Source organism: Pandoraea anhela (genome assembly GCF_902459655.1).
In the GTDB taxonomy this organism is placed as follows: domain Bacteria; phylum Pseudomonadota; class Gammaproteobacteria; order Burkholderiales; family Burkholderiaceae; genus Pandoraea; species Pandoraea anhela.
Map to the genome: position 1 here is coordinate 239,547 of NZ_CABPSB010000006.1, position 21,027 is coordinate 260,573.

24 protein-coding genes are annotated in these 21,027 nt (G+C 64.3%); 12 read left to right on the forward strand and 12 right to left on the reverse strand.

Features of this window, described 5'->3' with window-relative positions; all coding sequences use genetic code 11:
• Positions 1 to 5 precede the first annotated feature (5 nt).
• From PAN31108_RS27000 to fliR, 8 genes are all read left to right on the forward strand, one after another.
• Complete coding sequence (locus PAN31108_RS27000; protein ID WP_150668946.1) at positions 6 to 1,457, forward strand: flagellar hook-length control protein FliK; 1,452 nt, start codon at positions 6 to 8, stop codon at positions 1,455 to 1,457.
• Positions 1,458 to 1,774: 317 nt separating this feature from the next.
• Entirely contained in the window at positions 1,775 to 2,209 is a 435-nt protein-coding gene (gene fliL, locus PAN31108_RS11315; RefSeq protein ID WP_246183894.1) for a flagellar basal body-associated protein FliL, read from the forward strand.
• Positions 2,210 to 2,216: 7 nt separating this feature from the next.
• Positions 2,217 to 3,215, forward strand: a complete 999-nt coding sequence (gene fliM / locus PAN31108_RS11320; RefSeq protein ID WP_150668948.1) for a flagellar motor switch protein FliM — start codon at positions 2,217 to 2,219, stop codon at positions 3,213 to 3,215.
• On the forward strand, positions 3,215 to 3,658 hold the full coding sequence (gene fliN, locus PAN31108_RS11325) for a flagellar motor switch protein FliN (RefSeq protein WP_150668949.1): 444 nt from the start codon (positions 3,215 to 3,217) through the stop codon (positions 3,656 to 3,658). The genes fliM and fliN overlap by 1 nt, the downstream gene beginning before the upstream one ends.
• Entirely contained in the window at positions 3,655 to 4,287 is a 633-nt protein-coding gene (gene fliO / locus PAN31108_RS11330; RefSeq protein WP_246183895.1) for a flagellar biosynthetic protein FliO, read from the forward strand. Before fliN ends, fliO begins: the two co-directional genes overlap by 4 nt.
• Positions 4,287 to 5,054: a flagellar type III secretion system pore protein FliP gene (gene fliP / locus PAN31108_RS11335; protein WP_150668950.1), complete on the forward strand. Its 768-nt coding sequence runs from the start codon at positions 4,287 to 4,289 to the stop codon at positions 5,052 to 5,054. The genes fliO and fliP overlap by 1 nt, the downstream gene beginning before the upstream one ends.
• A 16-nt stretch (positions 5,055 to 5,070) precedes the next feature.
• A complete protein-coding gene (gene fliQ / locus PAN31108_RS11340) occupies positions 5,071 to 5,340 on the forward strand; it encodes a flagellar biosynthesis protein FliQ (RefSeq protein ID WP_150668951.1) in 270 nt (89 codons plus the stop codon).
• A gap of 11 nt (positions 5,341 to 5,351) precedes the next feature.
• Positions 5,352 to 6,143, forward strand: coding sequence for a flagellar biosynthetic protein FliR (fliR, locus tag PAN31108_RS11345; RefSeq protein ID WP_150668952.1), 792 nt, complete (start codon positions 5,352 to 5,354; stop codon positions 6,141 to 6,143).
• Between the two features lie 81 nt (positions 6,144 to 6,224).
• Here fliR and flgL read toward each other — a convergent pair whose 3' ends face one another.
• From flgL to flgB, 11 genes are all read right to left on the reverse strand, one after another.
• The gene (gene flgL / locus PAN31108_RS11350; protein WP_150668953.1) at positions 6,225 to 7,460 is read right to left on the reverse strand and encodes a flagellar hook-associated protein FlgL; all 1,236 of its coding nucleotides are present in this window, start codon (positions 7,458 to 7,460) and stop codon (positions 6,225 to 6,227) included.
• A gap of 17 nt (positions 7,461 to 7,477) precedes the next feature.
• Entirely contained in the window at positions 7,478 to 9,466 is a 1,989-nt protein-coding gene (gene flgK, locus PAN31108_RS11355; protein WP_150668954.1) for a flagellar hook-associated protein FlgK, read from the reverse strand.
• Positions 9,467 to 9,661: 195 nt separating this feature from the next.
• Entirely contained in the window at positions 9,662 to 10,549 is an 888-nt protein-coding gene (gene flgJ / locus PAN31108_RS11360; protein WP_150668955.1) for a flagellar assembly peptidoglycan hydrolase FlgJ, read from the reverse strand.
• Between the two features lies 1 nt (position 10,550).
• On the reverse strand, positions 10,551 to 11,741 hold the full coding sequence (locus tag PAN31108_RS11365) for a flagellar basal body P-ring protein FlgI (RefSeq protein WP_370819626.1): 1,191 nt from the start codon (positions 11,739 to 11,741) through the stop codon (positions 10,551 to 10,553).
• 8 nt (positions 11,742 to 11,749) lie between these two features.
• The gene (locus tag PAN31108_RS11370; RefSeq protein ID WP_246183896.1) at positions 11,750 to 12,442 is read right to left on the reverse strand and encodes a flagellar basal body L-ring protein FlgH; all 693 of its coding nucleotides are present in this window, start codon (positions 12,440 to 12,442) and stop codon (positions 11,750 to 11,752) included.
• An 85-nt stretch (positions 12,443 to 12,527) separates the two neighbouring features.
• The gene (gene flgG, locus PAN31108_RS11375) at positions 12,528 to 13,310 is read right to left on the reverse strand and encodes a flagellar basal-body rod protein FlgG (RefSeq protein ID WP_150668958.1); all 783 of its coding nucleotides are present in this window, start codon (positions 13,308 to 13,310) and stop codon (positions 12,528 to 12,530) included.
• 72 nt (positions 13,311 to 13,382) lie between these two features.
• Positions 13,383 to 14,126 (reverse strand): flagellar basal body rod protein FlgF, encoded by a 744-nt coding sequence (locus tag PAN31108_RS11380; protein ID WP_150668959.1) that lies wholly within the window; start codon positions 14,124 to 14,126, stop codon positions 13,383 to 13,385.
• 41 nt (positions 14,127 to 14,167) lie between these two features.
• Positions 14,168 to 15,424 carry a flagellar hook protein FlgE gene (flgE, locus tag PAN31108_RS11385; protein WP_150668960.1) on the reverse strand — a complete coding sequence of 419 codons (1,257 nt, stop codon included), beginning with the start codon at positions 15,422 to 15,424 and terminating at the stop codon, positions 14,168 to 14,170.
• Between the two features lie 80 nt (positions 15,425 to 15,504).
• The gene (gene flgD, locus PAN31108_RS11390) at positions 15,505 to 16,233 is read right to left on the reverse strand and encodes a flagellar hook assembly protein FlgD (protein ID WP_150668961.1); all 729 of its coding nucleotides are present in this window, start codon (positions 16,231 to 16,233) and stop codon (positions 15,505 to 15,507) included.
• 23 nt (positions 16,234 to 16,256) lie between these two features.
• Positions 16,257 to 16,661 carry a flagellar basal body rod protein FlgC gene (flgC, locus tag PAN31108_RS11395; RefSeq protein ID WP_150668962.1) on the reverse strand — a complete coding sequence of 135 codons (405 nt, stop codon included), beginning with the start codon at positions 16,659 to 16,661 and terminating at the stop codon, positions 16,257 to 16,259.
• A gap of 5 nt (positions 16,662 to 16,666) precedes the next feature.
• The gene (gene flgB, locus PAN31108_RS11400) at positions 16,667 to 17,107 is read right to left on the reverse strand and encodes a flagellar basal body rod protein FlgB (protein WP_150668963.1); all 441 of its coding nucleotides are present in this window, start codon (positions 17,105 to 17,107) and stop codon (positions 16,667 to 16,669) included.
• Between the two features lie 414 nt (positions 17,108 to 17,521).
• Between flgB and flgA the strand changes: the two genes are divergently transcribed.
• From flgA to PAN31108_RS11420, 4 genes are all read left to right on the forward strand, one after another.
• Positions 17,522 to 18,538: a flagellar basal body P-ring formation chaperone FlgA gene (flgA, locus tag PAN31108_RS11405; RefSeq protein WP_150668964.1), complete on the forward strand. Its 1,017-nt coding sequence runs from the start codon at positions 17,522 to 17,524 to the stop codon at positions 18,536 to 18,538.
• Positions 18,539 to 18,664: 126 nt separating this feature from the next.
• Positions 18,665 to 19,003 carry a flagellar biosynthesis anti-sigma factor FlgM gene (gene flgM, locus PAN31108_RS11410; RefSeq protein WP_150668965.1) on the forward strand — a complete coding sequence of 113 codons (339 nt, stop codon included), beginning with the start codon at positions 18,665 to 18,667 and terminating at the stop codon, positions 19,001 to 19,003.
• Positions 19,000 to 19,458 carry a flagella synthesis protein FlgN gene (locus tag PAN31108_RS11415; RefSeq protein WP_150668966.1) on the forward strand — a complete coding sequence of 153 codons (459 nt, stop codon included), beginning with the start codon at positions 19,000 to 19,002 and terminating at the stop codon, positions 19,456 to 19,458. The genes flgM and PAN31108_RS11415 overlap by 4 nt, the downstream gene beginning before the upstream one ends.
• Before the next feature lie 204 nt (positions 19,459 to 19,662).
• Positions 19,663 to 20,127, forward strand: coding sequence for an NUDIX domain-containing protein (locus tag PAN31108_RS11420; RefSeq protein ID WP_174994936.1), 465 nt, complete (start codon positions 19,663 to 19,665; stop codon positions 20,125 to 20,127).
• A gap of 162 nt (positions 20,128 to 20,289) precedes the next feature.
• Here the strand turns inward: PAN31108_RS11420 and PAN31108_RS11425 are convergent, their stop codons facing one another.
• Positions 20,290 to 21,018 (reverse strand): RNA polymerase sigma factor FliA, encoded by a 729-nt coding sequence (locus PAN31108_RS11425; protein ID WP_150668968.1) that lies wholly within the window; start codon positions 21,016 to 21,018, stop codon positions 20,290 to 20,292.
• Between the last annotated feature and the right edge of the window lie 9 nt (positions 21,019 to 21,027).

Consider the following 21,027-nt stretch of genomic DNA (forward strand, 5'->3'; position numbering starts at 1 on the left):
CCACTATGTCGATTCTGAGCTTCCTGACCGATGCCGCCAGCGCCGCCGCGCAGGCCGTGAACGGAAACAACCGCGCCGGATCGTCGAACAACGACGACGCCGGCGCACTGCCCTTCGCCGCCGTGCTCTCGCAACAGACGCGTCAAACCGTCCAGCCGAGCGCCGCCGGCACGAACAACAACGCCACGCAGGCCAATCAGACGAATTCGTCCGATGCCGCGAACGGCAGCACCAAGTCGGCGGATAACGCGTCGAACAGTCAGACCGCGCAGGCAGGCCAGACCGGGCAGTCGGGGCAGTCAGGGCAAACGAGCGCTTCGAACAAACCTTCGAAGTCCAATACCGACAACAGCCAGGACGACGAAGACGACGCACAGGCGAGCGCCGCCCCCGGCGACCCGGCCGCTGCGCTGGCCGTCGCCCTCGCCGCAATGAACAACGCGCCGTTGCAAATCACGACGCCGGCCGCCGCGCCCACCACCGCGGCCGACGCCACCGTCACCGACGGCAAGCCCGGCGGCACGGGAGCGGCCATCACGGCAGCCGTCGCCGGCGCGATGCAGGCCGCCGGCGCCGCCCAACTGACCGGCCAGCCGCCGGCAGGCGCCGATACCGCGACCGACGCCAAGGCAACGACCACGGCAACCGCCTCCGGCACACCGGCAAAGGGCACGTTAACGCCCGCGGCCGCCACGACCAGCCCGACGGGCGGCATCTCGCTCGACGCGCTGGCGAAGAACGCCACCGCCGCCCAAACCGCGACGACGGCGCAGCCGGCGGCCACCGACGCAAAGGCTGCGCTGCTCGCGGGCACCGACGCGCAGACGGCGCAACGCATGGCCGACGCCCTCGCGCAGGCGCAGGGCAACCGCGACGCCGCCTCGCAGGCCATCACTGCCGCGACGCAGGCGGCTGCCCAGGCCGCCCAGACGGCAACGCCCGCCATCGACGCCCAACCGCAGTTGCAAGCCCAGGCCAATCTGCCCGCCGCCCTGGCGCTGAATGCGCGCGTCGGCACACAGGACTGGAACAACCAGCTCTCGCAGCAAGTGGTGTGGCTCTCCGGCGCCCATGCCCAAACGGCGCAACTGAGCCTGAATCCGCCGGATCTCGGTCCGCTGCACGTGGTGCTGAACGTGGCGAACGATTCGGCGCAGGCGATGTTCGTCTCGCAACACGCCGCCGTTCGCGACGCCGTACAGGCTGCGCTGCCGCAATTGCGTGAAAGTCTTGCCAACAACGGCATCGCGCTGGGTAACGCGACGGTGAGCAGCGACAGCTCGCAACAACAGGCGTTCGCCCAGCAGGGCGCAAACGGCAATGGCAACGGAAACGGCAATAGCGGCAACGGACGTGGCACGCCGGGCTTCGGCCAGACGGCGGACGACGCCGCCATCGCCACGACGGTGAACGTGCCGGTGCGCGCGAGCAACGGCTTCGTCGACACGTTCGCGTAATCGCGTAAGCGTGCCCGAGACCCCGGCGCCCCAGCGCCGGACCGTCTCGAAAACCGGCACGAACAACGGGCCTCCATGGCGTTGCGCGCCCGCTCCGCCGGCCTCTACGGGCCGCGACCGGGTGACGCACCGCATCATGGCGCCCTAAAGCAAGCGGGTTTTTCTGCCGTTAAGACAAAGACGCGAGTTAAACGCGATTGTCCCTTCTTTTCGGCCGATCACCCCGTGGCGGGTTAGCCGACAATCATTACCCAATAGCAGGCGAATACATGGCAAATCCCGCACCGACGCAAGCCGCGGCTCCCTCCGGAGGGGGCATGCGCAAATGGATTCTGTTGATCGTGGCGGTTGCGCTCATGGCAGCGGCCGGCGCGGCAACGGCCGTGTATTTGCTGACCGGACGTCACGAAACGGCCAAAGCACCGCCTCCCCCGCCGCCGCCCGTGTTTGTGAGCATGGATTCGTTCACGGTGAACCTCCAGGGCGACGACGGCGAGCGTTATCTGCACATCGGCCTGACGCTCAAGGTCGCGGACGCCGAAACGCAAGCCCGCATCACGCAGCACATGCCCGAAGTGCGTAGCCGCGTGTTGTTGTTGCTGTCGTCGAAGCAGCCGCAGGATCTGGCGACGATCGATGGCAAGCGCCGTCTGGCAAGCGAGATCCGTACGTTGGTCGCGCAGCCGTTCGCCGCCAACATGCCGCAGCAATCCGTGGGCGACGTCCTGTTCACCGCGTTTGTAATTCAGTGAGTGATTCATGGCGCATGAGGAGTTCCTGTCGCAGGAAGAAGTCGATGCCCTTCTGAAGGGTGTCACCGGCGAACAGGATGACCGGTCCGAGTCGGAAGATAATGCCGGCATCAGGCCTTACAACATCGCGACGCAAGAGCGCATCGTGCGCGGGCGCATGCCCACGCTCGAAATCATCAACGACCGCTTCTCGCGACTGTTCCGCATTGCGCTGTTCAACTTCATGCGCCGCAGCGCCGAGATCTCGGTCAGCCCGGTGCGCGTACAGAAGTACAGCGAATTTATTCGCAACCTGCCTGTCCCGACCAACCTCAACCTGGTCCACATCAAGCCGCTACGCGGCACGGCGCTGTTCGTGTTCGATCCGAACCTCGTGTTCCTGGTGGTGGATAACCTCTTCGGCGGCGACGGGCGGTTCCATACGCGTGTCGAAGGGCGCGACTTTACGCAGACCGAACAGCGCATCATCGCGCGGCTGCTCGATCTGGTGTTCGAGAATTACGGCGCCTCGTGGAAACCGGTGCACCCGGTCGAGTTCGAATACGTGCGTGCCGAGATGCATACGCAGTTCGCCAACGTCGCCACGCCCAACGAGGTCGTCGTCACGACCACGTTCGACATCGAGTTCGGCTCGGTCGGCGGCGAGTTCCACATCTGCATGCCCTACTCGATGATCGAGCCGCTGCGCGATCAGCTCTCGAGCCCGCTGCAAGGCGAAACGCTCGAAGTCGACAAGCGCTGGGTGCGTCTGCTCTCGCAACAGGTGCAGGCCGCCGATGTGGAGATCGTGACGAACCTGGCCCAGATCGACATGACGCTCTCGCAACTGCTCAACATGCGCGTGGGCGACGTGATCCCGCTCGACGTGCCCGAGGTGCTCGAAGCCAAGGTCGACGGCGTGCCCGTGATGCACTGCAATTACGGCGTCTTCAATGGTCAATACGCGCTGCGCGTGAACCAGATGATCAACCATTCGCACAGCGATTACACGAAGGACAACGAGTGATGAGCGATACCCCTCAAACGCCCGGTGACGACGCCCAGGCCATGGCGGACGAGTGGGCCAGCGCCATGGCGGAGCAGACCGCTGCCGAGCCGGCTGCCGCCACGGCACCGCAACCCGCCGCCGCCCCCCCCGTATTCCAGCCGCTGGCCGCCACGGCGGGCAATCCCGCGACGGCCACGCACAACGACATCGACCTGATCCTCGACATCCCGGTTCAGATGACCGTGGAGTTGGGCCGCACCAAGATCGCCATCAAGAACCTGTTGCAACTGGCGCAGGGTTCCGTGGTGGAACTCGACGGCATGGCCGGCGAGCCGATGGACGTGCTGGTCAACGGATGCCTTATCGCCCAGGGCGAAGTGGTGGTCGTGAACGACAAGTTCGGCATCCGCCTGACTGATATCATCACGCCATCCGAACGCATCCGTAAGCTCAACCGATGATTGCAACGAAAGTCCGCGGCAAGCCCGTGCGGCGTGCTGCGGCAAGCAGCGCCACGGTGACGGCCGCCGCCCGTACCGTAGTCGACGCCGTTCGCACCATGGCGCGACGCCTGCCCGCCTCGAATCGCCTAAATCGTACGATTCGTACGATTCGTCCGAACCGCACGACCGGCCTGGCCCGCGCGGTCTTCGCCGGCCTCGGCTGTCTTCCCCTCGCCAACGCTTACGCTCAGGGCGCCGCCTCGCAGGCGGCGGCCGTGCCGAGCCTTGGCGGCGCGGGCATCGTGCAGACCGGCTTCGGCCTCGTGCTCGTGCTCGCGCTGCTGTTCGGGCTGGCATGGCTGGCCAAGCGCTTCGGGCTGCAACGCCCGCTAGGCGGCGGCAACGTACGCATCGTAGGTAGCGCCGCCGTGGGACAGCGCGAACGCGTGGTCGTGGTGGAAGTGGCAGGCGACTGGGTGGTGCTCGGCGTGGCGCCGGGTCAGGTACGCAGCCTGCATGTGATCGACGCCGATCGCGTCGCCGATCTGCCGGCGGCCCCCGCTGCCGCCCATCCGGGTGCGCAGGCCAATCGCGCCGCGCAGGCTTTTGCGCAAAAGCTGCGCGAATCGATGAAGAAGGATTCCTGATGTCGCGCGGCCTGCCCCGCTTCCTGATGCTCGGTCTGGCGCTGGCGTGCCTCGTCGGTATGGCCTTGCCGGGGGCGGCTTTCGCGCAGGCCACGTTGCCGGCGTTCACCACAACGCCGTCGCCCGGCGGCGGACAGACCTACTCGCTGTCCGTGCAGACGATGCTGCTGCTCACGTCGCTGGGTTTCCTGCCCGCGATGTTGTTGATGATGACCGCCTTCACGCGCATCATCATCGTGCTCTCGCTGCTGCGCCATGCCATCGGCGTGACGACCTCGCCGCCGAACCAGATCCTTATCGGTCTGGCGCTCTTTCTGACGTTCTTCGTCATGTCGCCCGTGCTCGATCAGGTCTATACGAACGCCTATCAGCCGTTCGCGGCGAACAAGATCAGCTTCGAGCAGGCCATCGACACCGGCGCCAAGCCGTTCCACTCCTTCATGCTCAAGCAAACGCGCGAAGCGGATCTCGCACTGTTCGCCAAGCTCGCCAAGACCCCGCCGATGAACGGCCCGGAAGACGTGCCGATGCGCATTCTCGTGCCCGCCTTCGCGACGAGCGAGCTGAAAACGGCCTTCCAGATCGGTTTCACGATCTTCATCCCGTTCCTGATCATCGATCTGGTGGTCGCGAGCGTGCTCATGGCCATGGGGATGATGATGGTCTCGCCCTCCACGGTGTCGCTGCCGTTCAAGCTGATGCTGTTCGTGGTGGTCGATGGCTGGCAATTGCTGCTGGGCTCGTTGGCCCAGAGCTTCACGATGTAGCGGGGAGGCCACCGAAATGACTCCGGAAACCGTCATGGCGCTGGCCCATCAGGCCATGCAGGTGTGCCTGCTGCTCGCCGCCCCGCTGCTGATCGTCGCCCTCGTCTCGGGCCTGCTCGTGAGCCTGTTTCAGGCCGCCACGCAGATCAACGAAATGACGCTGTCGTTCATCCCCAAGCTGCTCGCCGTGTTCATCACGCTCGTGGTCGCCGGCCCGTGGATGCTCAACATGATGGTCGACTACATGCGTCAGTTGCTCACCGGCATTCCCGGCCTCGTCGGGTAAGCCGCCCGGCCTTGATCAGCTTCACCTACGACCAGCTCTCGGGCGTCATCGCGACGTTCCTTTTCCCGTTCGTGCGTTTGCTCGCGCTGTCCATGACGGCGCCGCTGTTCGGCGACTCAAGGGTGCCGGGCACGGTCAAGATCGGTCTGGCGGGCATCGTCGCCCTCACGCTCGCCCCCCTGATCGGTCCCGCACCCGCCGTTTCGCCCTTCTCCTGGGAAGGCCTCTGGATTCTCGTCCAGCAGATGATCATCGGCGCGGCGCTGGGCTGGTGCATGCAGATCGTGTTCTCCGCCGTGAGCATGGCGGGCGACTTCGTCGGGCTGCAAATGGGCCTGTCGTTCGCCACGCTGCTCAACCCCAACGCCGACGGCAGCACCGCCGTGCTCGGCATGCTGCTCAACGTGGTCATCATGCTCGTGTTCCTCGCGACCAACGGGCATCTGGTGATGTACGCAACGCTGGTGCAGAGCTTCGACGTGTTGCCGATCTCGGGCACGCCGCTGTCCGTGGGCGGATGGCACTACCTCGCGATGCTGGGCGGGCAGTTGTTTTCGCTGGCGCTGATGCTCTCGCTACCGCTCGTCGCGGCGCTGCTGATCTGCAATCTGGCGCTGGGCATTCTGAACCGCGCCGCGCCGCAGCTGAATATCTTCGCCGTGGGCTTTCCGCTCACGCTGGGTGTCGGTCTGGTGGTGCTCGAACTGATGATGCCGCGCATTGCGCCCGTGCTGGACCACTTCAACGCCATCGGCATCGACATGATGATCCGGGCGACGGCCGCCTTCGTGCCGAAGCCCTGAGCGGTGCACCTTCGTCACTCCCCGCGCTCAAAATGAAACAGGCCGCCCGAAGGCGGCCTGTGAGGTGTTGCGGCGTTGCGATCAGAGCATGCTGAACAGCGACAGCTTCTGCGTCTGGATGAAGGTTTGCTGCGACGCTTGCAGCGATGCCTGCTGCTGCGCGAACTGGCTCGTCGCGGAGACGATGTCCACGTCGAGCAGGTCCTGCAACTGGGACGTGTAAGCCAGATCGTTGGCGCTGCCGATGTCGTTGAGCGTGGTCACCTCGTTCATGCGCGAGCCGACCGTCGTGCGCAAGGTCGTCACGTTGTCGTAGCTGTTGCCGAACATCTGGTTGAACGTGGTCAGAGCGTTCGTCATGTTGGCCGCGCCCGCCGGACCCTGCGCATTGATCGGCGTCTTGAGCGTGTTGATCAGCGCTTGCAGATTGTCGAACACATTCGTGCTGGACTTGCCGGGCGGATCCACCTTGAAGGTGTCGCCTGCGGCCGGCGCGCCCGTGAACGTCACCGACTTGCCGGCGAACGTGATCGGCTGCCCCGAGGTGTACACACCCGTGACGTCGGGCGCCGTGGTGTTCGTCAGGTCCTTGACCGTGTAGTTCGTGGTCGGCGGCGTCGTGGTGTTGTCGATCGCGAAGCTGATCGAGAACTGATGATTGGCCGCTGCGTTGGTCACGTCCGTCGTCGAGACCGGCGTGTACGTGGCCGTCCCCGTGTTCGACAGGCTGCCGCTGATCACCGTGCTTGCCGTCGCCGGCTGAATCGACTGGAAGATGTTCGAGCCGATGTCGTTGATCGCGATCTGGCGGTTCGGGCCGACCTGAACGTACCGGATACCGGTATCGCCCGCATAGCTCGCGCCTGTCGGTGTGGCGACATAGGCGGCCGAATTGCCCATGAACCCCGAAAACAGGTACTGGCCGTTCGCGTCGGTCGTGTTGGCGAGCGATAGCAGTTGCTGGAAGCTCGATTGCAGATCGGTCGCAATGGCCGAGCGATCGTTGTCGTTGAGCGATGCGCTGCCGGCGGCCACCACTTGCGACATGACGTGTTGCAGCGTGTTGACGATGCTGCCGAAGGTCTGGTCTTCGAGCTGTAATGCCGTCGTGGCCGAACTTCGGTTCGTCGCGTACTGCTTGTTCATGTCCTTGTCCTGCGACACGGCCACCGCCTGCGCCGACGCCAGCGGGTCGTCGCTCGGCGTGGTCACGCGCTTGCCCGAGGTGAGCTGCGCTTGCGTGTTGAGCAGATCGGAGACGTTACGGCTCATGGCCGACGACCCCTGATCGAAAATCATGCTGGTGCTGATGCGCATTTGTCGTCTCCTCAGCCTTAGTTGACCATCTGCAGAATCGTGTCGAACAACTGCGACGCCGTCTGGATGACCTTCGAGTTGGCCTGATAGAGCTGCTGGAACTTGATCAGGTTGGCCGCCTCTTCGTCGAGGTTCACGCCGGAATTGGACTGCTGGGCGGTCTGCGCCTGCTTGAGCAGCGTTTGCTGCGCGGCGCTCGTCGCCTTGTAGGTGTTCGTGGTCGAGCCGACATACGAGACCAGATTGGCGTAGGCGGTCGCATAGCTGTCCTTGCCGCCGACCTTGGTCTTGTCGTTTTGCAACGCCGAGAGCGCCAGGCCGTTGCGGTTGTCCGTCGTCGCGCCCGAGCTGTTCGGGGCGATGGTCAGCTTGTCGCCGTCCGCCGGCGTGCCGCTCACGTTCACGGTCATACCGCCGAGCGTAATCTTCGCGCCGTTGGCGGCGTCGTACGGCACCGTATCGCCGGCAGCGTAAGTCGTCGTCGTCCCGTTGACAGTCACCGTCATCGGCGAAGGTGCGACCAGCGTGATGGCGCCCGTCGTGGGATTCTTGCTGAACGTGAACGTCACGGGCGACGTCAACGGCGAACTCAGGTAGTTCGCATCGACCGTGCCCTGATCCGTCTTGAGCGAACCGGTGTTGGTCGACGGCACCGAGGCCAGAATCGGTGCGGCCAGCGCGATCTTGCCCGGGTCGGTGATCGCCACGCTGATGTTGCCGGCCGCATTACGCGTCGGCTCGATCGTGAAGCTGTCGCCCGCGACCATGTTGCCGACGGTAACGTTGAAGCCGTCGTCGAACGCCTTGCCGCCGCTGTCGGTGAAGGTCAGCGGCGCGCCCGGCGTGGCGGGGGCGCCTGCGGTCCACTTCGCGCCGTCGGACTGGCGGGTCATGGTGTAGTTCGTGCCGTCGTACGTCACGGTGTAGTCGCTCGCCGTGACCTTCGACGCGTCGGTGATCTTCGAATTGAGCACCGCGCTGTTCGAGTTCTTCGCGTTGGCGACGATCGTCGGGTTCGGCACGGTGAAAACGTTACCGCCCAGCTGGCCGTAGAGGTCCAGCCCGAGCTGGTTTTGCGCGTTGAACGTGCCGGCCAGCGACAGTGCGATCTGGCCGAGCGAGTTCTGCGCCTGCGTGAGCGCCCCGCTGCGGAACGACAGCAGCCCGGCCAGCGAGCCGCCGGTAATCGACGATTCCGGCACCGGCACCTTCGTGCCGCTCGGTGTCACGTACGCGATGGTGAGTTCCGACGGGTCGTTGGTCGAGGCCACCGTCGTGAGCTGGTAAGCCGAACTGCCCGTCACGAGCGACTGGCCGTTGCCGACATAGACGTTGTACGAGCCGTCCGACGCCTTGACCACGTTGGTCTGAATGATGGCGTTGAGCTGCGAGACCGCCAGGTCGCGCTGGTCGAGAAGGTCGTTCGGGGTGGTGTTGCCGCCGTTGGCCTGCGCCTGCACGATGGCGTCGTTCAGTTGCGCGATCTGCTTGGCGTAGACATTGATCTGGTCGGTGGACTGGGCAATGCTGGCGTTCGTGCTGCTGCGCAGGGTGGACAGCGTGCCCGAGAGCGACTGGAACATGCTGGCGAGCGTTTGCGCCGAGGACACGACCGTGGCGCGCGTGGCCGAGTTGGCCGGCGCCGAGACGATGTTCTGCAGGTTCGTGAAGAACTGGCTCATCGTGGCCGACAGGCCGGTCGTCGAACTGCCCAGCGCGTTGTTGATCTGCGAGATCTGCTGGTAATACGTGTTGAGCTGGCTGTACTGGGTCTGGGCCTGATTCGTCTGGTTCGACAGAAACTGGCTGTACACGCGCGAGACGTCGTTCACCAGCACGCCAGAGCCCAGATAGCCGACGCCGGCATACTGGCTGGCGGCCTGGGAATAGTCGACGATCTGGCGGTTGTAACCGGCCGTGCCCGAGTTGGCGACGTTATTGCCAGTGGTGCTGAGGGCGAACTGGGCGGCGTTCAGCCCGCTCATGCCAATATTGATTAGGCTCATGATCTCGCGGCTTGAGTTGGAGGCGCGCCCTGCGGCAAAAAGTCCGATGCGCACCGTTACCGATGTGTTTACGGCAGCCCGGCGACAAAATTGAGGCCGTCGCCCCGCGGGTTTTCGTCCCGCTTTCCGTGGCTTTCCGGCCAGCTTGCGGTCGGATTTCGGCCATTTTCCCGAATCCCGCCCCGTCCCTCACCCTCAGATGAAATGCTTCATGACCTTCATCAGCTTGCTGGCGTACTGCGGATCGGTCGCGTAGCCGGCACGTTGCAGATTGTTGGCAAAGCTCGCCGCGTCGTTGGCGCTCGCCACGACCGTCGAATAGCGCGGGTTGTTCGAAATCAGGTTGGCGTAGTCGGCGAACGCCTCGTCGTACGAGCCGTAAGCCCGGAACTTGGCCGTCACGCGGCGCGGCTGGCCGTTCACATACTCGGTCGTGGCCACTTCCACGGTCGGGCCGTTCCAGTTTTTGCCCGCCTTGATGCCGAACACGTTGTGGCTGGTGCTGCCGTCGGCACGACGGATCTCGCGCTTGCCCCACCCGGACTCCAGCGCCGCCTGGCTCAGCATGAAGCGCGCCGGGATGCCGCTGCGCGCGCTGGCGCTCTGCGCCGCGTTGGCCATGCGGTCGACGAACTCGCCTGCGACCGCCGGCGCACCGTCGGCGACACCGATGGCATCCGCCGCGTTGTAGGCACGGCCGGCGAGCGACTGCTGACGGCCCATGGCCGCCGGCGGCAGCGTGGTGCCCGTCTTGGCCAGTTGCTTGAGCATGAGATCGGCCAGCCCGATCCCCTTGTGCGACGCCAGTTGCTGGGCAAGCTGGTCGTCGAGCATGCCGTTGAACATCTTTTCCTGATCGCTGCCGAGCAGGCCGCCGGACAGGGTGGCGTCGCGCATGCTCTTGACCATCATCTGCGTGAAGACGGCCTCGAACTGCTTGGCCGCCTGCTGCGTGGCCTGCGGCGTTTGCTGATGCGCCGCCGCCCGCAGGGCCGAGAGGCCCTGCATGTCGTAGGCGGCGCGTTGCGTCAGATCGGGCAGATTGTTGCCTGCCGCACCGGTCAGGCGGTTGCCGTCGGCCATATCAGATGATCTCCAGATCGGCGCGCAGGGCGCCCGAGGCCTTCATGGCCTGCAGAATCGACATCAGGTCTGCCGGACTCGCACCCAGCGAGTTCAGCGCCTTGACGACGTCGGCGAGGTTGGCGCCCGCTTTGACCATCTTGAGCGCGTTGTTCTCCTGTTGCACGGAGATTTGCGAATTCGGGGCCACGACCGTCTGACCGCCCGAGAACGGCGCCGGCTGGCTCACATTGTTCTGTGTATCGATGACGACCGACAGGTTGCCGTGCGCCACCGCGCACTGCTGGATCGTCACGTTCTGGTTCATCACCACCGAGCCCGTGCGGGCATTGATGATGACGCGCGCGGCGGTGTTGTCCGGACGCACTTCCAGACTTTCGAGCTGCGCCAGGAATTGCACACGCGACGACGGATCGGTCGGGGTGCGCAGCAGGATCACACGGCCGTCGAGCGCCTGCGCCGTGCCGAAGCCGAAGCGCCGGTTCACGGCATCGACCACGCGCTGCGCGGTCGAGAAGTCGGTGGCGTTGAGTTCCATCTGCACGGTGCCCGGCTGACCGCCCATGGCGGTCGGCACGGCGCGCTCGACGATGGCGCCGTTCGGAATCCGGCCCGACGCCAGCTGGTTGATGGTCACGCTCGATCCGTTGGCGGACGCGCCCGCGCCGCCGATCAGCAGGTTGCCCTGCGCCAGTGCGTAGACCTGTCCGTCCGGGCCCTTGAGCGGCGTCATGAGCAACGTGCCGCCGCGCAGGCTCTTGGCGTTACCCATCGACGAGACCACCACGTCGATGGCCTGCCCGGGACGCGTGAACGCCGGCAGCGTGGCCGTCACCATCACGGCGGCGACGTTCTTCAACTGCATGTTCGTGCCGGGCGCGACGGTGATCCCCAGTTGCGAGAGCATGTTCGTCATGCTCTGCACCGTGAACGGCGTTTGCGTCGTCTGGTCGCCCGAGTTGTCGAGACCGGCCACGAGACCGTAGCCGATGAGCTGGTTATCACGCACGCCCTGGATCGACGCCAGTTCCTTGAGACGCTCGGCGTGCGCCACGCCGGGCGCGAGCATCGTCGCCACGCCGGCCACGCTCACTGCGGCCGCCACGGCGAACGTGGAGACAGTGCGACCGAGCGACTGGCGCGACTGATGCAGGAGACGGAGGTTAGGCGCGCGGCGCGACGGGGACGACATGATCGACATCAGAAGGGCGAAACGTTAAGGAAGAAGCGCTGCAGCCAGCCCATGGTTTCGGCTTCGTTGATGTAGCCTTTGCCACGGTATTCGATGCGCGCATCGGCCACCTGCGTCGAAGGCACGGTGTTCGCGCCCGAAATCGTCTGCGGGCTGACGATGCCCGAAAACTTGATGTACTCCGTGCCCTGATTGATGGCGATCTGTTTCTCGCCGGCGACCGCAAGGTTGCCGTTGGACAGCACTTCCATCACGGTCACGGTGATCTGACCGGAAAATACGTTGTTGGCGTTGGCCGCGCCCTTGGCATCGAACTTGTTGCTGCCGCTGGCATCGAGCCCCTGATTGTTGAGCACACCGCCGATCACACCGGGCGTCTGGGTGAGCGTCAGGCTGCCGCTGCCGGCACGCGTGGTATTGGCCGCCGAATTCTTGCTCGCCGCCGTGTTCTCGTTGATGACGATCGTGAGAATGTCGCCCACGTTACGCGGACGACGATCTTCGAACAGCGGGCGATTCGAATACAACGGACGGAAGATCGAGCCTTCCGGATCGGCCGCCACCGGCGGGGGCGGCGGACGCGTGGTGGTCGGCCCGTTGACGACCGGCTCTTGCGGCACGTAGGCGCAGCCCGCGAGACCGGTCAACACAGTGGCGGCCACGAGCGCAAGAAATCGCGCGAGGCCTGCGCTGCGTTGCATTTCGGTCTTTCGTGCGGACATATCGACGTTCATTCCCAGGGCTGAATACGGTTGGCGAAGGAGAGAGAGGCGGTCAAACCGCCGCTTACATCTGCGTGAGACGTTGCAGCATCTGGTCGGATGCCGTCACGGCCTTCGAGTTGATTTCGTAGGCGCGCTGCGCTGAAATCATGTTCACGAGCTCTTCGACCACGTTCACGTTCGACGTCTCGACGTAATTCTGGTTAAGCACGCCGGCGCCGTTGGTGCCCGGTTGCGCCACGTTCGGCGCGCCCGAAGCCGCCGTCTCCGCGTACAGGTTCTCGCCCAGGCTTTGCAGGCCGGCGTTGTTGATGAACGTGGCGAGCTGGAACGTACCGATCTGCACGTTGGCCGTGTTACCCGGCTGCGTGACCGAGACCGTACCGTCGCGCGCGATGGTCAGCGACAGCGCGTTGGGGGGAATCGTGATGGCCGGCTGGATCGGGTAGCCGGAGGCCGTCACGAGCTGGCCGTTGTTGTCGACCTGAAACGAGCCGTCGCGCGTGTAGGCGGTCGTGCCGTCCGGCATGAGCACCTGGAAGAAGCCGTCGCCGTTGATGGCCACGTCTTTGGCGTTGTTCGTCGACGTCAGGTTGCCCTGCGTGAAGATGCGCTCGGTCGCCGCCGGACGCACCCCCGTTCCCAATTGCAGCCCCGACGGGAGCAACGTTTGCTGCGACGACTGCGCGCCGGGCTGACGGATCGTCTGGTACAGCAGATCCTCGAACACCGCACGGCCTTTCTTGAAGCCGTTCGTGCTGGTGTTGGCAAGGTTGTTCGAAATCACGTCCATGTTCGTCTGCTGGGCGTTCATGCCGGTGGCAGCGATGTAGAGCGAACGGATCATTGGATGTTTCTCCCCGTGGGCGGTGGCGGTGCGCGTGCTCGCCGCTGGCGAGCGTTGTGCATCCGGCGCCGGTTAGCTGAAGTTCAGCAACTGGTTGGCGGTTTGTTCGTTGGTGTCGGCCGTTTGCAGCATCTTCATCTGCATCTCGAAGGCCCGCGACTGAGAAATCATGTTCACGAGACCGCTCACCGGATTGACGTTGCTGGTCTCGATCGAGCCAGCCACCACCACGACATTCGGATCGACCTGCGCCGGTGCGTTATTGGCCTGACGGAACAGTCCGTCGTCGCCGCGCACCAGATTGCCTTCCGGCGGATTGACCAGCTTCAACTGCCCCACCACGGCGACGGAGTTGGGCGGATCGCCCTGCCCCAGCGCCGAGATCGTGCCGTCCGTGCCGATCGTCACCGACGCGCCGGGCGGCACCGCCGCAGGACCCGCGTCGGTCATGACCGGCAGGCCGTGCAGCGTGATCTGGCCGTCGGCCGTCATTTCGAGGTTGCCGCCGCGGGTGTAGGCTTCGCGGCCCTGCGCATCGCGCACGGCCAGCCAGCCCTGTCCCTGAATGGCCACATCGAGCGCACGGCCGGTCTGTTGCATGGCGCCGGGCGTGAAATCGGTGCCCGGCGTGGAGGTCGTGACGAACGTACGCGTGCCCGTCGAGCCGTCGGCCGCGCGCACCGGCGCCTGACGGAACGCCGAGAGCTGGGCCCGAAAGCCCGGCGTCGAGACGTTCGCCAGATTGTTGGCGGTGGTCGATTGCTGCTCCATCGCCTGCTTCGCGCCGGTCATGGCGATATAGATCAGACGATCCATCGACGCCCCTCCTGCAAGTTACGCATACGCGCCGCTCCGTCTTACAGGTTGACCATCGTCTGCATCAACTGGTCTTCCGTCTTGATCGTCTGCGCGTTCGCCTGATAGTTGCGCTGCGCGGTGATCATGTGGACCAGTTCGGCCGTCAGATCGACGTTCGACGCTTCGACGGCGCCGGCCTGAAGCTTGCCGAGGTTCGTGCCGCCCGGCACGCCGACGATCGGAATGCCCGATGCGGCCGATTCCGACCAAAGGTTGTTGCCCAGCGGGATCAGGCCGTTCACGTTGTTGAAGTTCGCGAGCGCCACCTGACCGAGCACGATCGACTGCGTGTTCGAGTACGTACCCACGATGGTGCCGTCGGCGCTGAACGTGAAGCCGGTAAGGCGGCCCGACGAATAGCCGTCCTGCGTGAGCGTGTTCGGCGTGTAGCTGTTACCGAATTGCGTGGTGCCGGTCAGGTTCAGCGTCAGGTTGCCTTGCGCGGCGCCGTTGCCGTACGTGATCGTCGGCAGCGTGATCGGGCCGGTCACGGTCGCGCCGGTCGAATCCGTCTGCGAGATGAGGCTGCCCGACGAATTGAACGTCAGCGTGCCGATCGCGCCGGTGCCGACCTGCGTCGTGCCGTCGACCGAGGCGTACACGGTCCACGTGGCGTTGTTGGTCGTCGCATCGACGCTCGTCTTCTTGAAGTACAGGTTGACGTCGTGGGAATTGCCCAGCGAGTCGTAGACCTTGAGCGACGTGGCGTTGGTGTACGAATTCGGATCGGTGATCGAGAACGGCGTGGTGTTGATGGCGCTGCGCGAGTCGAGGTTGAACTGACCCGTGATTTTCTTGGTGGCCGTCGGGGCCAGATCGCCCGTCGGAACTTGCAGATCGACCGGCGAGACGCTGTTGATGATGCCGTTCGGGCCGGCCAGATAGCCGGTCAGGCGATCGCCGTTCGAGTCGACGATGAAACCGTTCTTGTCGAGCGAGAACTGGCCATTGCGAGTGTAAGCAATCGTGCCGTTGTTCGACACGCGGAAAAAGCCGTTACCCGAGATCGCCAGGTCGAGCTGACGGTTCGTGACCGTGATGTCGCCCTGCGTGAACTGCTGAGCGATGGCCGCCACACGCGTACCGATACCGACGGTGTTGTTGCCCGCGCCGAACAGCGAGTTGGCGTAGATGTCGGCGAATTGCGCCTGACCCTGCTTGAAGCCGACGGTGGCCGCGTTGGCAACGTTGTTGCCGATGACGTCCAGGTCCTTGGAAGCGGCGTTCAGGCCGCTCAATCCGGTCGAAAAGGCCATGTGTTACTCCTGAAATTCGGTTGTCGACGACGGGTGTCGCGACGGAATCGGTGAGAGACTTACGTCGTGATTGGGGTCAGTTACAAAATTTCGCGCACGTCGGAGAGCTTGACGTTCGAGCCCGTACCCACGTTGAGCAGCGGCGAGCCGGTCGTGCTGGCCACCACGCTTTGCACCTGGGCGTACGAGAGCAGCGTCGGCGTAATGGCCTTGCCGTTGGCCGTTGCCGTCACGCTCAGCGTGTACTTGCCGTCGGCGACCGTATTGCCGGCGTCGTCCTTCGCATCCCACGTGAGGGCCTGCACCCCGGCGTCCAGTGCGCCCGCGTTCACGGTGCGAATGACCTTGCCGGTGCTGTCCTTGATCTCGATCTTGACCGTGTCGGCGTCGCTCGGCAGCTCGAAGCCGAACGGTGTGGCCGTCTTGGTGACGGTGCCGTCGGTGGCCTTGGTGCTGCCCACGCCGATGTTGTTGCCCGGAATCAGCACGCCCTTGCCGACCAGCGCCGCCGCTTGCAGGCTCTGCGTGGAGTTCAGTTGCGAGGTGACGGACGAGAGCGTCGTATTGAGCTGGGTGATGCCCGAGACCGTGCTGATCTGCGCGAGCTGCGAGGTCACCTGCGAGTTGTCCATCGGGTTGAGCGGATCCTGGTTGTTCATCTGCGCGACGAGCAACTTGAGGAAGCTGTTCTGCAGATCGTCCGCGCTGCCCGCCGACGACTTCGAGCTGCTGCTTTTCGCCGTCCCGTTGATCGAGTCGAGGAAGTTCTGCGAGAAGTTGCCGGTGTTCGACGTATTGATGCTGGCCATCTTTCTGGTCTCCGCGCGGCCCCTTACTGGCCGACCGTGAGGGTTTTAAGCATGAGCGTCTTGGCGGTGTTCAGCGCTTCGACGTTGGCTTGGTAAGAGCGGGAAGCGGAGATCATGTTGACCATCTCTTCCACCGGATTCACGTTGGGCATGGTGACGTAGCCCTGTGCGTTCGCTGCCGGGTTCTTCGGGTCGTACACGGTCTTGAGGGGCGACGGATCCTCGACCACGCCGGCAACCTTCACACCGCCCACGTCGGTGCCCGTGATCGGGTTGACCTGAAAGACGACCTGCTTGGCGCGATACGGCTGGCCGTCCGGACCGGTCACCGATTCGGCGTTGGCCAGATTGCTGGCCGTCACGTTCATGCGCTGCGACTGCGCAGCCATGGCCGAGCCGGCGACATCGAAGATGCTCATGAGTGGCATGGCGCTTACCCCTGATTCGTGATGGCGGCCAGCATCGTCTTGATCTGGCCGGTCAGGACCGTGAGGCCCGTCTGGTAATGCACGGCGTTGTCGGCAAAGTTCACACGCTCGGCATCGAGTTCGACGGTGTTACCGTCGACGCTTTGCTGGTAAGGCACGCGATAGAGCAGTTCCGGCCCGCCCATGGGCGGTGCGCTCGTGACGGCGCGCCCGGCGATGTGGCGCGAAGACGTACGCGAGAGCGATACGCTGGACTCGGTGGCGAGTTGCTGCTGTGCGCCGCGCTCGACGGCCTGACTCAACGCGCTATTGAAGTCGACGTCGCGCGCCTTGTATCCCGGCGTGTCCGCGTTGGCAATGTTCGACGAGATCACCTCCTGGCGATAGGCGCGCATCGACAGCGCCTGCTGGGAAAATCGCAATGCCGCGTCCAGTTTGTCCATGATCTCGTCTCGCCTGATGCTTGCCTTGATGCTGGGTACTTGGGTGATGCAAAGAAACCTTGCCGTAGTGCGACCGATGCCGGCCCAGCCTTATACGACGGGCGAATGCGGCGGGCGATGCGATGCACGAACGGGATGTCCTGCCGGGCCCGGGAAAAAATGGGGGCCTTTTGGCATGCTTCGCATCGTATGCGTACCCCCCGGGATTCAATCGGACGAATAGGAAGGAGATTGACCGCCATTTCGGGCCATGCCCCGTCGCGGGACATCTCTAGAATGGCTTCCTGACGGCATCGGGCGGGGTTCGCCCCCCAGGCACAGGGACACTGCCCGGTGTCGTCGGCTTCACAGTTTGAAGCGGGTTGAGTGCCGGATACCCCGAAATCACCTCGGGCGACGGCCGCAAGGAGAGTGAGCATGACAGGCAAATCCGGCGACCGTCTCGCCTTTGCCGCGCGCCCGCATGGCGTGCGGGACGGCCTGCGTGCGCGCCTCCGGTTCGCCCTGTCAGGCCTGTCCAGCCTGATGGCAGCGATGGTGGGCGTCGCGAGCCTCGGCATCGCGGTCGGCCCCGTCTCGGCTGCCGCGCAAAATGCCGGCATCGCCACGGACCCCGCCGCGCAAAATCTCGGCAACACCCTCGGCCCCGGCGCCATCGTCATCCCCGGCAACAATGCCGCCGCAGGCGGTGTCGCGTCGAATGTGCCCAGCATGGTGCGTCCCGTGACGGCGAACACACCCGTCGCCGCGCAGCCCGTCGCGGTACAAGCGCCACAGGTCGCCAGCCCTCAGACATCTCAGTTCCAGAACACACAGGTCATCCGCCAGACCGCCGAGCGTTTCCTGCGCGAGCAGACGACCGGCCTGCCCGGCCAGGTGAGCATCACCGTGGGCGAATCGGTCTCGGACCGCATGCCCACCTGTACCGCACTCGAACCCTTCCTGCCGCCCGGCGCGCGGCTCTGGGGCACGACCAGCGTGGGCGTGCGCTGCGCGGGTGAGCGTCCGTGGACGCTGTATCTGCAAGCACGCGTGAGCATCAACGCAACGTACTTCGTCGCCGCGCGCCAGATCAATCCTGGCGAGACGATCGGGCCGAACGACCTGTCGCCGCGTCAGGGCGATCTCACCTTGCTGCCGCGCACGGTCGCGACCGATGCCGGCCAGATCGTCGGCACGGTGGCGGTAAACCGTATTACGTCCGGACTGCCGATTCGCTCGGACCTGCTGCGCAGTGCGATTGCGGTGCAGCAGGGACAAACCGTGCGTGTGGTCTCGCGCGGCGCCGGATTCGAAGTCAGCACCGAAGGTCAGGTGCTCACGCGAGCCAGCGCGGGGGACCCCGTGCAGGTGCGCACCCGGGCCGGACAAGTCGTCAGCGGCACGGTAAAGACAGGAAAAAACGGCAACGTCGAAGTCGAAGTTGCGCTATAAGTGATCACTCACTATCATTAAGTATTCGCTGAAATCACCCGGGCACTTGAACTGGTAACAGGATGTTACTTGCCTAAAGTTATGGCGGATAATGCCGTTACACAGGCAGGTTTCTGGGGAAAGCACATGAAAATCGAACCACCCGCCAATCCGTTGACTGGCGTCGGCGCGAGCAAGGCGACGACCGATCGGACGACGACCGGCTCTGTGAATGTTGACGTAACGATTACGCCTGCGACGACTGTCGGCGGCGACGCGAGCGTGAGCACGAGCGCATTGTCGTCGGAGATGCGTGCTTTGCAGGAAGCGCTGGCACAAACGGGCACGGCGGACATCGACGTTGCGAAAGTGACGGCGATCAAGGCGGCGATCGCCAACGGCCAACTGGCCATCGACACATCCAGGATTGCGGACGGTCTCATTGCGACCGCACGCGATTTGCTCTCTGCGCAATCGAATTCATGACAACCGAAGCCCTGCTGAACGCCCTGTCTGCCGAAACGACCGCGATCGGTACGTTTTCGGCATTGCTTGGGGAAGAACAGCAGGCATTGGTGAGCGGCACGCTGGACGCGCTGCCGGAACTGACCGAGCGCAAGACGCGTGCCGTCGTGGAACTCTCGGCGCTGGGCCGCGAGCGCGATGCGCAATTGCAGGCACTGGGCTTTACGCCGGATGAAGCCGGGGCGACGGCAGCCGCCGCCACCGACGTGCGCATCGACGCCGCCTGGAATGCCTTGCTCGCCGCAGCCGCGCTGGCCAAACGCGCCAATGACACGAACGGCCTGCTCATCAATACGCGCCTGACCTACACGCAACAGGCGCTCAACGTCCTCTACGGCCCGGGCAACAATGCCCCGCTCTACGGCCCCGACGGCCGCACCACCCCGCGCTCGAGCGGGGGAAGCGTTACGGCCTGACGAATCAACCGGCGCTAACCAAGCACTCTGCCTTGGCTGAGTGCGAGTTTGAGGCGCGCCAGCCGATTCAGGCTCCCCCTTCTGCGCAGCTTCGATGACCAGCGCACTCGCATCGGTGGAATGCGCACGCGATTCGTTCCTGTTGGAAAATGCCCTGAGCATGCTGAGTTGCTTCCTTTACCCGGAACTGGAGCGGATTTCTTGATGCCTTTGGTCAAATGGATGATCTCGTCTTTACGCAATTTCGCTCGTCGGATCGGTGGCGGTAAAACCGTCGGCGTGCGCGCATTGATCATCGACGAGTCAGATCGCGTCTTGCTTGTCAGGCATACCTACCTGAACGGATGGTTCACGCCTGGCGGGGGCGTGAATGCGGGTGAAACATTGATGGAAGCCTTGCGACGCGAAGTCTTCGAAGAGACCACGTTGCAAATCACAGGTGAGGTACAACTCTTCAACGCGTACTTCAGCAATAGTGAGAATCGCGATGACTATCCGGTTCTATATGTGATTCGAGAGTTTTCCGGTACCGCACGTATTGGCGACGCGGCCGAAATCGCCGAAATTGGCTGGTTCCCCATCGACGCTCTGCCGGAAAGTACATCGCCAAAGACGCGCCAGCGCGTTTCCGAGTTTCGGGGCCTCTGTCCCAAGTCCGAGCGTTGGTGAGACGCAAAGACGCTACCCCCCCCTCATCGGCGGTCCCGACACAACGAACCCCGTCTAACGCGTCACCTGATGTAACACCGGGATAAAACAAAAACCCTCGGGAGCTTTTATCTCACCGAGGGTTCGTGAGCGGCTTCGGCATTGCGCCGACGCAACGTTAACTCAATTCGCCGACGTCCACGCCTTCTCACGCAACGTGGCGCGAAGTCGCGAAATCGCCTGGCTGTGCAACTGACAGACGCGAGACTCGCTGACTTCGAGCACCGCGCCGATTTCGCGCAGGTTCAGGCCCTGTTCGTAATACAGACTCATCAGCAACTTTTCACGATCCGGCAGGCGGTCGATGGCGTCGATCACGCCGCCGCGTAACCCCTCGTCGAGCAACATCGTGAGCGGATCCGCACCAGGGTCCGCACAGATGCGGTCGATGAACGGCTCCTCATCCGCCGCCTCGAAATCTTCGTAATAGATGAGCTGGCAGCCGTGCACGTCCTGCAACATCTGCTGATACTCGCTCAGACCGATCGACATCTCGCCCGCAATCTCGCTCTCGGACGGTCCCCGCCCCAGACGCTGCTCCAAACGCTGCACCGCCTTCTCGATCTCGCGCGCCGTCTTGCGGATGCCGCGCGACGCCCAGTCCAGCTCGCGCAACTCGTCAAGCATCGCCCCGCGAATGCGCTGGCTCGCATAGGTTTCGAACTGCGCGCCCTGCGTCTCCTGATACCGGTTCGCCGCATCGAGCAGCCCCAGCATGCCGGCCTGAATCAGGTCTTCCAACTCCACGCTGGCCGGCAGCTTCGCCATCAATTGCAGCGCCAGACGGCGCACCAACGGCGCGTATTGGGTCAGCGTGTCGTTCGTGTCGACCTTCCCGCGCGCGGTATACATGTTTCCCTC